Annotated in this window: 15 protein-coding genes; 3 read left to right on the top strand and 12 right to left on the bottom strand. The window is 72.7% G+C overall.

Annotated elements, in window-relative coordinates; translation table 11 throughout:
• Positions 1 to 122: 122 nt before the first annotated feature.
• The 4 genes from ACIP89_RS32065 to infC form a co-directional block, all read right to left on the bottom strand.
• Complete coding sequence (locus tag ACIP89_RS32065) at positions 123 to 965, bottom strand: TrmH family RNA methyltransferase (protein WP_401929956.1); 843 nt, start codon at positions 963 to 965, stop codon at positions 123 to 125.
• Positions 966 to 1,095: 130 nt separating this feature from the next.
• A complete protein-coding gene (gene rplT / locus ACIP89_RS32060) occupies positions 1,096 to 1,479 on the bottom strand; it encodes a 50S ribosomal protein L20 (RefSeq protein ID WP_073737428.1) in 384 nt (127 codons plus the stop codon).
• A gap of 108 nt (positions 1,480 to 1,587) precedes the next feature.
• Positions 1,588 to 1,782, bottom strand: a complete 195-nt coding sequence (rpmI, locus tag ACIP89_RS32055; RefSeq protein WP_003970213.1) for a 50S ribosomal protein L35 — start codon at positions 1,780 to 1,782, stop codon at positions 1,588 to 1,590.
• 120 nt (positions 1,783 to 1,902) lie between these two features.
• Complete coding sequence (gene infC, locus ACIP89_RS32050; RefSeq protein WP_389213882.1) at positions 1,903 to 2,616, bottom strand: translation initiation factor IF-3; 714 nt, start codon at positions 2,614 to 2,616, stop codon at positions 1,903 to 1,905.
• Positions 2,617 to 2,982: 366 nt separating this feature from the next.
• Between infC and ACIP89_RS32045 the strand changes: the two genes are divergently transcribed.
• Positions 2,983 to 3,345, top strand: a complete 363-nt coding sequence (locus ACIP89_RS32045; protein ID WP_401929953.1) for a DUF1844 domain-containing protein — start codon at positions 2,983 to 2,985, stop codon at positions 3,343 to 3,345.
• Between the two features lie 80 nt (positions 3,346 to 3,425).
• Here the strand turns inward: ACIP89_RS32045 and ACIP89_RS32040 are convergent, their stop codons facing one another.
• The 4 genes from ACIP89_RS32040 to ACIP89_RS32025 all read right to left on the bottom strand — a co-directional run bounded on the left by ACIP89_RS32040 (position 3,426) and on the right by ACIP89_RS32025 (position 7,167).
• Entirely contained in the window at positions 3,426 to 4,142 is a 717-nt protein-coding gene (locus tag ACIP89_RS32040; protein ID WP_402117934.1) for an MIP family channel protein, read from the bottom strand.
• Positions 4,143 to 4,225: 83 nt separating this feature from the next.
• Positions 4,226 to 4,954 carry an SseB family protein gene (locus ACIP89_RS32035; protein WP_401930277.1) on the bottom strand — a complete coding sequence of 243 codons (729 nt, stop codon included), beginning with the start codon at positions 4,952 to 4,954 and terminating at the stop codon, positions 4,226 to 4,228.
• A gap of 72 nt (positions 4,955 to 5,026) precedes the next feature.
• Positions 5,027 to 6,232: a type VII secretion-associated serine protease mycosin gene (gene mycP / locus ACIP89_RS32030; RefSeq protein ID WP_402117932.1), complete on the bottom strand. Its 1,206-nt coding sequence runs from the start codon at positions 6,230 to 6,232 to the stop codon at positions 5,027 to 5,029.
• A 23-nt stretch (positions 6,233 to 6,255) separates the two neighbouring features.
• Complete coding sequence (locus ACIP89_RS32025; RefSeq protein ID WP_402117931.1) at positions 6,256 to 7,167, bottom strand: hypothetical protein; 912 nt, start codon at positions 7,165 to 7,167, stop codon at positions 6,256 to 6,258.
• 668 nt (positions 7,168 to 7,835) lie between these two features.
• On the opposite strand from ACIP89_RS32025, the gene ACIP89_RS32020 reads away from it, so the two are divergent.
• Positions 7,836 to 9,038, top strand: coding sequence for an amino acid deaminase/aldolase (locus ACIP89_RS32020; RefSeq protein WP_401929944.1), 1,203 nt, complete (start codon positions 7,836 to 7,838; stop codon positions 9,036 to 9,038).
• Positions 9,039 to 9,051: 13 nt separating this feature from the next.
• Here ACIP89_RS32020 and ACIP89_RS32015 read toward each other — a convergent pair whose 3' ends face one another.
• From ACIP89_RS32015 to ACIP89_RS32000, 4 genes are all read right to left on the bottom strand, one after another.
• Positions 9,052 to 9,993, bottom strand: coding sequence for a DUF2510 domain-containing protein (locus ACIP89_RS32015; protein ID WP_402117929.1), 942 nt, complete (start codon positions 9,991 to 9,993; stop codon positions 9,052 to 9,054).
• Between the two features lie 91 nt (positions 9,994 to 10,084).
• Positions 10,085 to 10,873 (bottom strand): 3-oxoacyl-ACP reductase, encoded by a 789-nt coding sequence (locus tag ACIP89_RS32010; protein ID WP_401929940.1) that lies wholly within the window; start codon positions 10,871 to 10,873, stop codon positions 10,085 to 10,087.
• A 6-nt stretch (positions 10,874 to 10,879) separates the two neighbouring features.
• Positions 10,880 to 12,244: an aldehyde dehydrogenase family protein gene (locus ACIP89_RS32005; RefSeq protein ID WP_402117928.1), complete on the bottom strand. Its 1,365-nt coding sequence runs from the start codon at positions 12,242 to 12,244 to the stop codon at positions 10,880 to 10,882.
• Between the two features lie 8 nt (positions 12,245 to 12,252).
• Positions 12,253 to 13,620 carry a glutamine synthetase family protein gene (locus ACIP89_RS32000; RefSeq protein WP_402117926.1) on the bottom strand — a complete coding sequence of 456 codons (1,368 nt, stop codon included), beginning with the start codon at positions 13,618 to 13,620 and terminating at the stop codon, positions 12,253 to 12,255.
• A 130-nt stretch (positions 13,621 to 13,750) separates the two neighbouring features.
• Here ACIP89_RS32000 and ACIP89_RS31995 point away from each other — a divergent pair, with 130 nt between their 5' ends.
• Positions 13,751 to 14,485: a gamma-glutamyl-gamma-aminobutyrate hydrolase family protein gene (locus ACIP89_RS31995; protein WP_401929934.1), complete on the top strand. Its 735-nt coding sequence runs from the start codon at positions 13,751 to 13,753 to the stop codon at positions 14,483 to 14,485.
• The last annotated feature ends 156 nt before the right edge of the window (positions 14,486 to 14,641 follow it).

Genomic DNA, 14,641 nt, shown 5'->3' with positions numbered 1-14,641 from the left:
CGACAGCCATATTCCCGTACCCCACCTCTCGAACCGGCGCAGTGGGCCCCCCAGTTCGTCACCCTACTAGGGGTCGGTGACGGAGCGACACCCTGCGTCGCTCCGAGAGACGACCGGGCGGATCAGCCCGTGCTGCGGGGCGGGCGCTGGGCGCGTGCGGAGGCGTACAGGCAGACGGCGGCGGCGGTGGCGAGGTTGAGGCTCTCGGCCTTGCCGTGGATCGGCACCCGCACCACGGCGTCGGCCAGCGCCCGGGTCTCCTCCGGCAGGCCCCAGGCCTCGTTGCCGAAGACCCAGGCGGTGGGGCCGCCCATGGTGCCCGCGTCGAGTTCGTCGTCGAGGTCGTCCTCGCCCGCGCCGTCGGCGGCAAGGATCCGGGAGCCCGCGTCCCGCAGCCCCTGTACGGCCTGCTCGACGGGGACTCCGACGGCGACCGGCAGGTGGAAGAGCGAACCGACCGACGCGCGCACCGACTTGGGGTTGTAGAGGTCGACCGAGGCATCGGTGAGGACGACGGCGTCGGCGCCCGCCGCGTCGGCGCAGCGCAGCACCGTACCGGCGTTCCCGGGGTCCCGGACGTTCGCCAGGACGGCGACGAGCTTCGGCCGCCCGGCGAGGACCGACTCGAACGGCGAGTCGAGGAAGCGGCAGACGCCGATCAGGCCCTGCGGGGTCACGGTCTGCGACACGTCGGCGAGCACCTCGCTGTCGGCCAGGTGCACCCGTGCGCCCGCCGCGAGGGCCGCGTCGATGATGGCCTCGTACCGCTCGGCGGCCTCGACCGTGGCGAACAGCTCGACCAGGGTCGCCTCGCCGTCGCCGCCCCGGTGGCCCGCGGCCTCGCGCACGGCCTGCGGCCCCTCGGCGATGAACCTGCGCTCCTTGCCGCGGAAGTTGCGCCTGGCCAGCCGCCGGGCGGCGGCGACCCGTGGCGATCGCGGGGAGATCAGTTCGGGGATGCCCATGATCGGCGGCGAGCCTCTCTGCGTACGAAGGTGCGGGTCGTGACAGGTGGTGACGGGGGTGCAACGCACCGGACCCGCAGACGGCGAGCGCCTGCGGGTCCGGCTCAGTACCAGGAAGTGCGGCCCTGAATCAGGCGGCCTTCGGGGCGTTGACGTCGCTCGGGAGGGCCTTCTGGGCCACCTCGACGAGGGTCGCGAACGCGTTGGCGTCGTTCACCGCGAGCTCGGCCAGGATCTTGCGGTCCACCTCGATGTTGGCGGCCTTCAGACCCTGGATGAGGCGGTTGTACGTCATGCCGTTCTGGCGGGCAGCGGCGTTGATGCGCTGGATCCACAGCTGACGGAAGTCGCCCTTGCGCTTCTTGCGGTCGTTGTAGTTGTAGACCAGGGAGTGGGTGACCTGCTCCTTGGCCTTGCGGTACAGGCGCGAGCGCTGACCGCGGTAACCGCTGGCGGCCTCGAGAATTGCCCGGCGCTTCTTGTGGGCGTTGACTGCCCGCTTGACGCGTGCCACTTGTTAACTCCTTGTAGCGGGGCCGTGGTCGTACTCACACGGCCCGGAAACGAATTGGTCCCGGTCGGATCGAGGGCGCGCCCCCGGATCTCACCGGGGGCGACGGCCTCACTTGCCGAGAAGCTTCTTGATCTTCTTGGCGTCGGCCGGAGCCACGACGACCGTGCCGGTCAGCGAGCGGGTCTTCTTGGACGACTTGTGCTCAAGAAGGTGGCGCTTGCCGGCCCTCTCGCGGAGCACCTTGCCGGAGCCGGTGATCTTGAAGCGCTTGCTGGCACCGCTGTGCGTCTTGTTCTTCGGCATCGCGCCGTTCTCTCCTCGTCAGTGGCGCCCCTCCCGGTGCGGGCACCGGGCCGCAGGGGCGTCAGATCTTGATGGGATTCCGGGGGGACCCGGGGGCGCCTGGATGGCGGCCCCCGAAGGTCACGCCTCGGAAGGTGTCTCGGCCGGAGCCTCTGAGGACGCCTCGGCCGGAGCCTCGGCAGCCTCGTCCGCGGACTCGGCGTCGTCCGGGGTGTACCCCTGACGCTCCGCCTTGCGGGCGGCCTGGGCCTCGCGGGCCTCGGCCATGGCTTCGGTCTTCTTCTTGTGCGGGCCAAGAACCATGATCATGTTCCGGCCGTCCTGCTTCGGGTTGGACTCGATGAAGCCGAGTTCCTCCACGTCCGAAGCGAGACGCTGGAGCAGTCGGAAGCCCAGCTCGGGGCGGGACTGCTCACGACCACGGAACATGATCGTGATCTTGACCTTGTCGCCCTGCTTGAGGAACCGGACGACGTGACCCTTCTTGGTGTCATAGTCGTGCGGGTCGATCTTCGGCCGGAGCTTCATCTCCTTGATGACCGTGTGCGCCTGGTTCTTGCGCGCCTCACGGGCCTTCATGGCCGACTCGTACTTGAACTTCCCGTAGTCCATGAGCTTGCACACGGGCGGACGGGCGGTAGCCGCCACCTCGACCAGGTCGAGGTCGTACTCCTGTGCAAGTTCCAGGGCCTTGGCAAGCGGGACAATCCCGACCTGCTCGCCGCTGGGACCGACAAGTCGCACCTCGGGTACGCGAATCCGGTCGTTGATGCGGGGCTCGGCGCTGATGGATCCTCCTCGGTAGCACCACGCGGCCGCCTGGCGGACAGCCACGTAACGTCTGTTTCGACAGACCAACCGTTGCGGAGGCAAGAAAAATGCCCCGGACGGGACACAGGCGGGGCTCCTGGAAAACCGGAACACCGCCACGGTCAACCGCGGGGCGCATCGGGCGGCTCCATCGTCCGTACGGAACGATGGGCGCCACCTGACCGGTGACCCGCCGTCCTGAGGACGGTCAGGTGGGAGATCGGAGCCTCCACTTGTGGGCCGGGCACATAGATGCCCAGCCGGTCGTTACACAAGGTTAGCAGCTCCCCCGGGGTAGCGCGAACCTCGCGCGGGGGCCGCGCCCGCCGGGCGCCGGGCGTACGGCTCCCGGGGCCGAGGCCACCTGGCCGTGGGCCTATCGTATGAGGCATGAGCGACGCGACCCCCACCACTGATTCCCCCGGCTTCGACGAAATGGCCCGCGACATCGCGGAGGTGCCGGCGGTCGAGGTCATCGTGACGGTCGCGGTCAACCTGATGAGCGCCGCCGCCGTGAAACTCGGACTGACCGAGGACGGCGACGAGCACAAGGACCTCGACGAGGCCCGCAAGCTGGTCCACGCGCTGGCCGGACTGCTGGACGCGAGCACCACCGAGATCAGCTCCTTCCACGCGGCTCCGCTGCGCGACGGCCTGAAGTCGCTCCAGCTGGCGTTCCGCGAGGCCTCGCTCGTACCGGACGAGCCGGGCCGGGGTCCCGGCGAGAAGTACACCGGACCGGTCTTCGGCTGAGCCGTTACGCCTTCGCCCTTGCGTGACGTGAGCCCCCGCCCTTCGGAAGGGCGGGGGCTCACGTCACGCAAGGGCCGGGATCAGGCCTCCGCGGTCTCCGCGGTCCGCTCGCCCCGTCCGGCGACGGGGTGGGTCACCCGGTGCGCGAGCGCCGCGATGACACCGCCGACCAGTGGCGCCACCAGGAACAGCCAGAGCTGGGAGAGCGCCGCACCGCCCGCGAAGATCGCCGGGCCCAGACTCCGCGCCGGGTTGACCGACGTACCGGTGAGCGGGATGCCGACCAGGTGGATCACCGCGAGGGAGAGACCGATGGGCAGCCCGTCGAAACCGACGACGGCGAGCTTGTGGGTCACCGCGAGCACGACGAACACCAGCAGGAAGGTCAGCACCACCTCGGCCAGGAACGCGCCACCCATGTTGATGTGCACGTCCGACCGGTCCCCGTAGCCGTTGCTGCCGAACTTGCCGCTCGTCTTCAGTCCGGGCACCTGCTTGGCCAGCAGGAACAGCAGGGCGGCACCGGCGATACCACCGAGGAACTGCGCGATCCAGTACGTCACCGCGGTGCGTACGTCGATCCGCCGGGCCGCCAGCATTCCCAGGGTGACCGCCGGATTGAGGTGGCAGCCGGAGATCGGGCCGAGCGCGTAGGCCAGGGCCAGAAGCACGAAGCCGAAGGCCAGCGCGATGCCGACGGTCCCGATGTACTGGACACCGAGCACCGCTGATCCGACGGCGAAGAAGACCAGCAGGAGGGTGCCCAGGAACTCCGATGCCGCCATTCGCGTCTGCATACAACCACCTCGCGAAGATCGTCCGCTTTCTCCGCAATTCTCCGACTCGGCGCCTTGTTGAGCGCGTTGAGCCAGGGAGGTGATCAGCGAGTGAACAAGGCGTCACCCGGTGCGTTCGCGCCGGCCGGGAGCAGCGCGAGGTCCAGGCCGCGCACCAGCCGGGCCCGCAGCACCTCGCTGGCGGCCAGCGACCGCGCGACCCGGCCCGCGGCCTCGGCCGGATCGGCGTCCGCCGCGAGCACCAGGGCGAGGGTGCCGTCGGCGCGGCCCGGACCGAGGTGGGCGCGGAGCACGGCGGGTTCGGCGGCGACGGCGTCGCGTACCGCGGAGGTGACGGCGGGGTCGTCCAGCGGGTCGGCGCTGGTGCGGCCCTCCGCGAGGGCGAGCAGCGCGGAGCCGGTCACCTCGAAGGCCACCGGACCCGCGAGGTCGAGCACCACGGTGTCCGCCTTCTCGTGCACGGCTGCCTGGAGCGCCTGGTGCAGGGGTACGGCGACGGGGCGGGCCTGCGGGTCCCAGCGGGCCAGCGAGGCGGTGGAGGTGAAGGCGGGCAGGGCGCGGCGGTCACCGGCCTGGAGGGTGGGGACGGCCATGTCACTGGTCTTCTCCCGGCGGAGCCCCTTCTCGTCCTTCTCGACCTCACCGAGGACCGCCACCACGGGGACCAGCAGCCGGGCCCCCCTGAGGGCTTCGAGCACCGGTCCGACGGCCTCGCGGTCCTCGGCCCAGGCGGACAGTGCCGAGGTCAGGGCGGGGTCGGCCGTGCCGTCGTCGTCGGAGTATCCGGGGTCCGGAATGTTCTTCTGCGCCACAGGGCGAGCGTAGTGCCTGCCCGTGGCCGTCCTGCCGACAGGTCGGCCACGGCCGCCCGTGCGGTGCGCGGGTCAGCGGCGCGGGAACACCGGCCGCCCGTTGCGGCCGCGCCACAGCACCACGGCCAGTGCGAGCAGGAGTGCGCCGAGACCGCCCGCGACCGGGGCCAGCCAGCCCGCGGGCCCCTCGTCCTCGCGGGGCGGGGTGGGGCCGGATCCGAAGTACTTCCGCCGGTAGCCCGCCGCGGCGGAGTCGGGGCGCAGACCGGCCGGGCGGAGCGTGGCACCCGCCTTGATGGCCGCGGCCGGGTCGGCCATGCCGTAGCCCCGGGAGTCGTCCCGGCCCCCCGCGGGGGAGCTGTGCGCGGTGTCCGTGAGGAGCTTCTTGATCTGGGCGGGCGTGAGACCGGGGTGGGCGGCACGGATCAGGGCCACCGCACCGGAGACGAAGGCGGACGCCGCCGAGGTCCCCCACTCCACGTAGTACTGCCGGTCCGGGGCGGGGACGACGATGTCGTCGCCGGGGGCGCTCACGGCGGCGTACCAGCGGCGGGTGGAGAACGAGGCGTGGGTGCCGTAGCGGTCGACGGCGGCGACCGCGATCACTCCGGGGTAGGCGGCGGGGTACGAGATGTGGTCGCCCTTCTCGCCGCTGTTGCCTGCCGACGCGACGACGACCGCGCCCTTCTTCAGCGCGTACTGGACGGCCGCGTCCTCGCCCGGCTCCGGGTGGGCGGACTCGCTGTCGTCGCCCAGCGAGAGGTTGATGACGTCGGCGCCGTGGTCGGCGGCCCAGCGGATGCCGTCCGCGAGGGCCGTGCCGCGGGACTTGCGGGCCTTGGCCCGGTCCGGGTCGCTCGCCTCCAGGATGACCCGGACCGGGAGGATCTTCGCCTGCGGCGCGATGCCGAGCACCCCGTCGGCGTTCGAGGCCCCGTGGCCCCGGCCCGCGATGATCGCGGCCATCGCGGTGCCGTGCCGTGCCCAGGACCGGTCGCCCCGTCCGGCGCCGAAGCCGATCATGTCCTTGCCCGGCAGTACCTGGCCCGCCAGGTCGGGCAGGCTGCCGTCCACCCCGGTGTCGACGACGGCGACGGTGATCCCCTTGCCCCGGGTGGTCTGCCAGGCCTCGTCGGTGTGGAGGGCGTCCAGGCCCCACTGCTGGGCCCGGATGGTGTCCGCCCGCGCCGGTGACGCGGGCAGCAGCGCGAGCGCGGTGGCGGCGCAGACCGCGCCGAGGGCACGGCGACGGCGGGCACGGCGGGTTGCTCCGGACACTCGGGTCACTACAGGCACTCGGGTCACTCCGGCTTCTCCGTGCGCTCTGCGACGGTCCTGCGCAGACCGCGTTCGACCAGGTCCGCCAGCCCCTTGGCCTCGTGGCCGAGCCCGGCCTGGGCGGCGGCGGTGGTGGCGTTCCGGACCATGGCCCTGGCAGCCGGCTGCGGGGTGGCGACCGCCCGCCCGTCGGCGAAACCGGAGACCGCGAACACCACGACGGGGACCTCGGTCAGGACGTGCACGCTCCAGCTGGCGCGCTGCCTGTCACCGAATCCGGCGGCGGGGGTGCCCTTGACGGGATACGCGCGGGGCATCAGATCGGTGCGCGCGTCCAGGTGCTGATCGGTGAACCGGGTGCTGAGCGCCCGCATGGCGTCGGTGTCGCCCTCGGTGAAGAGCAGGCCGACGGTGGTGACACTGCTGGACGTCGCGTCCGTGTAGGTGGCGCGCAGCAGCCGGGCGCAGCCGGCCGGGCGCACCGTCTTGAGCAGCAACGGGTCCAGAGCCGTCGCGCAGCCGCTGTCCGGGGCGACGGCGAGCCTGGTCCAGACCCGGTCCGAGCCGCCGGGCCCGGCGCCGTCCCCTTTGAGGGTGCGCGGGAAGAGGGTGTCCACGGGCACGCTGTGCCAGGCGGCACGGCCCACGGTGTAGGTGCTGTGGGCCGCAGGATCGGCCGAGGAGTCGCTGATCAGCCAACTGCCGGTGGCCGCGCCGCCGATCAGCCCGAGCCCGAGCACGACGCAGACGGCGGCGGCCGCGGCCCTGAAGGGGCTCCGGCTCCGTACCGGGCGGAGCCGGGTGGTGGTCTCGGAGGGCGTCTCGGCCGGGAAGGGGTGCGGCGGGTAGGGGTGCGGGGGCCGGTGGCCGGGCGGAGCGGCGGGGCCGCCGCCCTCGGGCCACCAGGGCGGTGCGCCGAGATCCACGGCGCCCACCGGGCGGCGCCGGGTCGCCGCGGGCGGCATCGCGGGGCGCGGCGGGAAGGCCGGTGCGGCGGGGGGCCCGGCGGATCGCGGCGGAGCCGGCGGCACGGGCCGGAGCCGGGCGGTCGACTCCGCGGCGGGCGGTGCGGCGCCGGACGGCTCTGCGGCGGGCGTGTTGGCGGGGGCCGTGGCCTGGGCCGGGGCTGGGGTTGGGGCTGGGGTTGTCTCGGGTGCAGGCGGTGCGGGTGTGGCGGCCGGTGCGGGTGCGGCAGGCGCTGCGGGTGCGGCAGGCACTGCCGGGGCGGCAGACGGTGCGGATGCGGCAAACGGTGCGGGTGCGGCAGGCGCTGCCGGGGCGGCGGACGGTACGGGTGCGGCAGCCGATGTAGACGGGGCAGGCGGTGCGGGTGCGGCGGGTCCCGGGGGCGTGGGCACCCTGCCGTCCGGCGGGGTGGCCGGGCGTGGCGGGACGGGAGCGCGCTGCGCCTCGGTACTCATCAGCCCCCCTGGTCCGTCCGTACCGCACGCAGATCGCCGCCACAGGCAGGCCTGTTGCGCGCCACGTGCCCGTCACTCTACGGGCTGCGGCGCCCCTGATGGGAGCGGGCCGCCGGGCGCCGGACCGATCTGCGCAGATCATCCCCCTACCCAGCGGTACAGGTGTCTGGCAAGCTGCGGCCATGACTGCCCGCGCCGCTGACCGGACCCGTTACAACCGGGCCACCGCCCATCTCGATGCCCCGATCGCCGTCGTCGATCTGGAGGCGTTCGACGCCAACGCCGACGACCTGGTACGCCGTGCGGCCGGAAAGCCGGTCCGGGTGGCGAGCAAATCGGTGCGCTGCCGCGCCCTGCTGGAACGGGTGCTCGCGCGGCCCGGCTTCGCCGGAATCATGTCGTTCACCCTGGCCGAGTCGCTGTGGCTGGCCCGCGCCGGGTTCGAGGACGTACTGCTGGCCTATCCGTCGGCCGACCGCCCCGCTTTCGCGGAACTCGCCGCGGACCCGAAGCTGGCCGCCGCCGTGACCGTGATGGTGGACGACCACGCACAGCTGGAGCTGATCGACGCGGCGCGTGCCGGGGGCGGCGAGGAGATCCGGGTCTGCCTGGAGCTGGACACCTCGCTGCGGATGCTCGGCGGCCGGGTCAGGATCGGGGCGCTCCGTTCACCGCTGCGCTCCCCCGCCCAACTGGCCGAACTGGCCCGGTCCGTGGCCCGCAGGCCCGGTTTCCGGCTGGTGGGGCTGATGGCGTACGAGGGCCATATCGCCGGGGTCGGTGACTCGGTCGCGGGGCGGCCGCTGCGGTCCCGGGCGATCCGGCTGATGCAGGCCTCCGCCCGCCGGGAACTGGCGGTCCGGCGGGCCGAGGTGGTGCGGGCGGTACGGGCCGTCGCGCCGGACCTGGAGTTCGTGAACGGCGGCGGCACCGGCAGTGTGCAGCACACCGCCGCGGAGCACGCGGTGACGGAGATCGCGGCCGGCTCCGGACTGTACGTGCCTCGGCTGTTCGACAACTACACCTCGTTCACGGCCCGTCCGGCGGCCCTGTTCGCCCAGCCGGTGGTGCGCAGGCCCGGAGTGGGCGTGGTGACGGTGCTCGGTGGCGGTTACCCGGCGTCCGGGGCGGCCGGTCCCGACCGGCTGCCGGTCCCGTACCTGCCGGAAGGGCTGCGCTACGACCCGCAGGAGGGTCCTGGCGAGGTGCAGACCCCGCTGCTCGGCGCCCCGGCCGACGATCTGCTGATCGGTGACAAGGTGTGGTTCCGGCACGCCAAGGCCGGTGAACTGTGCGAGCGTTTCGACGAGTTGCAGCTGATCGAGGGAGACCGGATCACGGCGACCGTGCCGACGTACCGGGGTGAGGGCCGCACCTTCCTCTGAGCCCGGGGCGGCGTCAGGGGGCCACGGAGCTGCCGACGCCGCCGTTCGTCGCGCTGTCGCCGATCGGCCGGATGCCCTTGGTGAGCGTGTCCATGAGGGAGAGCGGGGGCCCGTCGGGGCCGGCGTCGAAGGCGTAGCGCACGACGACGAGCGACTCGCTGCCGACGCTCGACGGGAAGACGAGCGACTGCGCGTAGCCGCCGGGGCCCTTGCCGGTCACGACCTTCCAGCGCACCAGGTATCCGGTGCGTCCCGCCACGCTCACCGAGGCGGCGGCGAGCTGCTTGTGGGACATGATGCCGCCGTGGATACGGGTGCCGACGGCGTTCTCCTCGTACGCGGCGTCCGCCGCGTCGGCTATGTCCTCCCTGGCCAGCTTCTCCGGGGTGTCGGCGTCGGCGGCGTTGGGTGTCCGCGTGGTCACCGTGCCGTGGTAGCAGAAGTCCGCAGAGCTGCCGGGGCAGCTGTAGGAGCGGGTGGTGCGCATGGTGAGCACCTCCTCCACGGTGTCTTCCGGCTTCTCCCAGCCGTCGGGGACCGGGAGGGTGATGCCGTTGAGCTGGTCCACGAGCACGGCCGGGTCTCCGCCGTCGGCCGGGGCGTCCGGCGAGGGGCTGTCGCCGGGGCCGTCGTGGGTGGCGGTGTCCGCGGGCGGGGTGCTGCTCGGCCGGGCCACCGGCAACGTACCGTCGTCGTCCCTGCCGAGCAGCACCGCTCCAGTCACCGCCGCGCCGACGACGACCGCGCCGGCCACCACCATGGCGATGATCCGGCCGCTTCCGCCGCCGCTCCCCCGGCCGGGCGGGGCGGGGGAAGCGGACGGCGCGGGGACGTACGGCTGTGCCGCGGCGGCGTACGGGCGGGTGTGGGCGGTCCACACCGCACCGTCCCACCACCGCTCGTGGCCCGGTGCGGCCGAGTCCGGATACCAGCCGGGCGGGGTCGCGTTGCTCATCGCCCCACTCTAGGTTCCGGACGCGTGCGGCGTCCGGGGCCTGTCGTCGAACCGTCTCCGCCGGGCGACGACGACGGTTCGACGTTCCGCCCTAGAGAGGCGTGACGTAGGCGCCGGAGATGCCGCCGTCGACGAGGAAGTCCGTGGCGTTGACGAAGGAGGAGTCGTCGCTCGCCAGGAAGGCGACGGCGGCCGCGATCTCGGTGGCCTCCGCGAACCGGCCGAGCGGGATGTGTACCAGCCGGCGGGCGGCGCGCTCCGGGTCCTTGGCGAACAGCTCCCGGAGCAGCGGGGTGTTGACCGGCCCCGGGCACAGCGCGTTGACCCGGATGCCCTCGCGGGCGAACTGGACGCCCAGTTCACGGGAGATCGCGAGCACCCCGCCCTTGGACGCGGTGTAGGAGATCTGCGAGGTGGCCGCGCCCATCCTGGCGACGAACGAGGCGGTGTTGATGATCGAGCCACGCCCCTGGCGCCGCATGTAGGGCAGGGCCGCCTTGCAGCAGAGGTAGACGGAGGTGAGGTTGACGTCCTGGACGCGTTTCCAGGCCTCCAGGCCCGTGGTGAGGATGGAGTCGTCGTCGGGCGGTGAGATGCCGGCGTTGTTGAAGGCGACGTCGACGGAGCCGTAGGTGTCGTGCGCCGCCGCGAACAGCGCCTCGACCTGTCCCGGGTCGGTGACGTCGACCCGTACGAAGGTGCCGCCGACCGCTTCGGCGGCCGCCTTGCCCGCCGTCTCGTCGATGTCGCCGCAGACCACGTGCGCGCCCTCGGAGGCGAGCCGGTGGGCGGTGGCGAGGCCGATGCCGCTGGCGGCGCCGGTGATGACGGCGGTGCGGCCGACGAGGCGGCGGCAGATGTTCCCGTTGTCCGTGGTCATACCGGTTCAACCCTCCGTGCTGAGGAAGACGTTCTTGGTTTCGGTGAAGGCGGTGAGGGCGTCGGGCCCCAGTTCGCGGCCGAGGCCGGACTGCTTGAACCCGCCGAACGGGGTCCAGTAGCGGACCGCGGAGTGGGAGTTGACGGAGAGGTTTCCCGCCCGGACGGCCTGCGAGACGCGCAGCGCGCGCCCCACGTCACGGGTCCAGAGGGAGCCCGCGAGGCCGTAGCGCGTCGCGTTGGCGAGCCGGACGGCGTCCGCCTCGTCGTCGAAGGGCAGCACGACAGCGACCGGCCCGAACACCTCCTCCGTGGCGACGGGCGAGTCCGCGGCGGCGTCGGTGAGGACGGTCGGCGGGAACCAGAAACCGGCGCCGCCGGGTGCGCTGCCCCGGATGGCGGCCGCGTCCTCGGGGACGTATCCGCGCACCCGGTCCAGCTGGGTGCGTGAGATGAGCGGGCCCATCTGCGTCTTCTCGTCGGACGGGTCGCCCACGACGACGCCGGCGACGGCCGGGGCGAGCAGCTCCAGGAAGCGGTCGTAGGCGGAGCGCTGGACCAGGATCCGGGTGCGGGCGCAGCAGTCCTGGCCCGCGTTGTCCAGGAAGGACATGGGGGCGGCGGCCGCGGCGGCTTCGAGGTCGGCGTCGGCGAAGACGATGCTGGGGCTCTTGCCGCCGAGTTCGAGGGTGACCCGCTTCACCTGCTCGGCGCACTTGGCCATGATCTGCTTGCCGACCCGGGTGGAGCCGGTGAAGACGATCTTGGCGACGCCCGGGTGCTCGACCAGGGCGTCGCCCGCTTCGTCGCCCGCGCCGGGCAGCACCTGGAAGAGGTGTTCGGGCAGTCCGGCCTCCAGGGCGAGGGCGGCGAGCCGGAGCGCGGTCAGCGGGGTGGTCTCTGCGGGTTTGAGGACGACGGCGTTGCCCGCCGCGAGGGCGGGGGCCAGGCCCCAGGCGGCGATCGGCATGGGGAAGTTCCAGGGTGCGATCACACCGATGACGCCGAGGGGTTCGAGCAGGGTGATGTCGATGCCGCCGGGTACGGGGATCTGGCGGCCGTTCAGCCGTTCCACTCCCCCGGCGGCGTAGTCGAGCAGATCGCGGACGTTGCCGGCCTCCCAGCGGGCGTTGCCGATGGTGTGGCCCGCCTCGCGGACCTCCAGCCGGGCCAGCTCCTCGGTCCGGCCGTCCACGGCGGCGGCGAACCGGCGCAGCAGCCGGGCCCGGTCGGCGGGGGCGAGCGCGGCCCAGGTCCGCTGGGCGGCCGCGGCGCGGGTGACGGCGGCGTCCACCCCGGCCGCGGTGGTGGCCGGCACGGTGGCGACGATCTCCTCCGTCGCCGGGTTCAGTACTTGGTGCTCGCGGGTCAAGGAAGTCCTCACAGACGTTCGAAGGAGCGCTTGATCTCCCAGTCGGTCACCGCCGCGTCGAAGGCTTCGAGCTCGACGCGGGCCATGTTGGCGTAGTGCGCGACGACCTCGGCCCCGAAGGCGGCTTCGGCGATCTCGCTGCGCTCCCAGCGCCCGGCGGCCTCGCGCAGACTGGTGGGGACGTGGTCGTACTCGGCGGTGTAGGCGTTTCCGGCGCAGGGTTCGGGGAGTTCGAGTCCGTGCTCGATGCCGTACAGGCCCGCGGCGACGAGTCCGGCGACGGCGAGGTACGGGTTGACGTCGCCGCCGGGGAGCCGGTTCTCGAAGCGCAGCGACTGGCCGTGCCCGACGACCCGGAGCGCACAGGTGCGGTTGTCGGCGCCCCAGGCGACGGCGGTCGGGGCGAAGGAGCCGGGCTGGAACCGCTTGTAGGAGTTGATGTTCGGCGCGTAGAGGAGGGAGAAGTCGCGCAGGGCCGCGAGCTGGCCGGCGAGGAAGCGCCGCATCACCGGGGACATCGCGCCGTCCCCGTCCGCCATGACGCTGCGGCCGGGCTCTTCGGTGGAGCGGAGCGAGAGGTGGATGTGGCAGGAGTTGCCCTCGCGCTCGTTGAACTTGGCCATGAAGGTGAGCGCGACGCCCTCCTGGGCGGCGATCTCCTTGGCGCCGGTCTTGTAGACGGCGTGCTGGTCGCAGGTGACCAGGGCCTCGTCGTAGCGGAACACGATCTCGTGCTGGCCGGGGTTGCACTCGCCCTTGGCGGATTCGACGGTGAGGCCCGCGCCCGCCATCTCGTTGCGGATGCGGCGCAGCAGGGGTTCGACACGGCCGGTGCCGAGGACGGAGTAGTCGACGTTGTACTGGTTGACCGGGGTCAGGCCTCGGTAGCCGCGGTCCCAGGCCTGTTCGTAGGTGTCCTTGAAGACGATGAATTCGAGTTCGGTGCCCGCGTGGGCGGTGTAGCCGTGCCCGGCGAGCCGGTCCAGCTGGCGGCGCAGTATCTGGCGGGGCGCGGCGACGACGGGTGCGCCGTCGCTCCACGCGAGGTCGGCGGTGACCATCGCGGTGCTCTCGTTCCAGGGCACCCGGCGCAGTGTGGCGAGGTCGGGGAGCATGGCGAAGTCGCCGTAACCGCGTTCCCAGGACGACATGGCGTAGCCGTCCACGGTGTTCATGTCGGTGTCGACGGCGAGCAGGTAGTTGCAGCCCTCCGTGCCGTGCGGCACGACCTCGTCGAGGAAGAAGCCGGCGGCGAAGCGCTTTCCCTGGAGCCGCCCCTGCATGTCGGGGAAGGCCAGGACCACGGTGTCGATCTCGCCGCTGCCGACGAGCACGCGGAGTTCCTCCACGGCGAGCGGGGCTGTTCGGTCGGACACGGATGGATCCTCTCCTCGCGGGCCGACAGATGATCCGGATCTATGGACAGCTGATCCAAATCTATGGGCAGGGCAAGGGATTTGGATACGGTGCCGATGCGTTCCGCGTGCCGTGCGAGAGGGAGATCCGATGAACAGCCCGCTGATCGGGATCAGTACGTATCTGGTGGACTCGGCGCGCTGGGACCTCTGGGACCTGCCCGCCACCCTGCTGCCCGCCGGTTACAGCCGGCTGGTCCGGGAGGCGGGCGGTCTGGCCGTACTGCTGCCGCCGGACTCCCCGGAGGCGGCCGCGTCGGTCGTGGCACGGCTGGACGCGGTGGTGGTCGCGGGCGGCCCGGATGTGGATCCGGCGCGGTACGGGGCCGGGCGTGATCCGCGGACCGGGCCGCCCGCGCCGGAGCGGGACGGCTGGGAGGCGGCGCTGATCGGGGCGGCGCTGGAGTCCGGCACCCCGCTGCTCGGCATCTGCCGGGGGATGCAGCTCCTCAACGTGGTCCTCGGCGGGACGCTGACGCAGCACATGGACGGGCATACCGGGCCCGAGGGGGCGACTGGCAGGTTCGGCTCCCATACGGTGACGCCGGTGCCGGGGACCAGGTACGCCTCCGTGGTGCCCGGCGACTGTGCCGTGCCCACCTACCACCACCAGGCGGTGGACCGGCTCGGCGCGGGCCTGGTGGCCTCCGCGCACGCGGCGGACGGCACGGTGGAGGCGGTCGAACGGCCGGGGCCCGGCTGGGTGCTCGGGGTGCAGTGGCATCCGGAGATGGGCGACGACGTGCGGGTGATGGCGGCGCTGGTGGCGGCGGCGCGGCCACCGGCGCCGATGGATTCCGGGCCTGTTCCGGCCGGCAGGTCCTAGGTCGTGTCTGACAAATGATCTCTGAGAAGCTTCGTTGTCCGAGGCCGAAGGAGGGGTCATCGGGATTGAGCTGGAACTGCACTCGGGGCGACCCACGCGAAAGGGTGCGTCCCGGGACACCTTGCTGCGGGGCTCTTACGAGCACGGTGAGGCGTT

Source organism: Streptomyces sp. NPDC088730 (genome assembly GCF_044751215.1).
Lineage (GTDB): Bacteria > Actinomycetota > Actinomycetes > Streptomycetales > Streptomycetaceae > Streptomyces.
The sequence above is the reverse complement of the archived record's forward strand: the minus strand, read 5'-3'. Positions and strand labels throughout refer to the sequence as shown.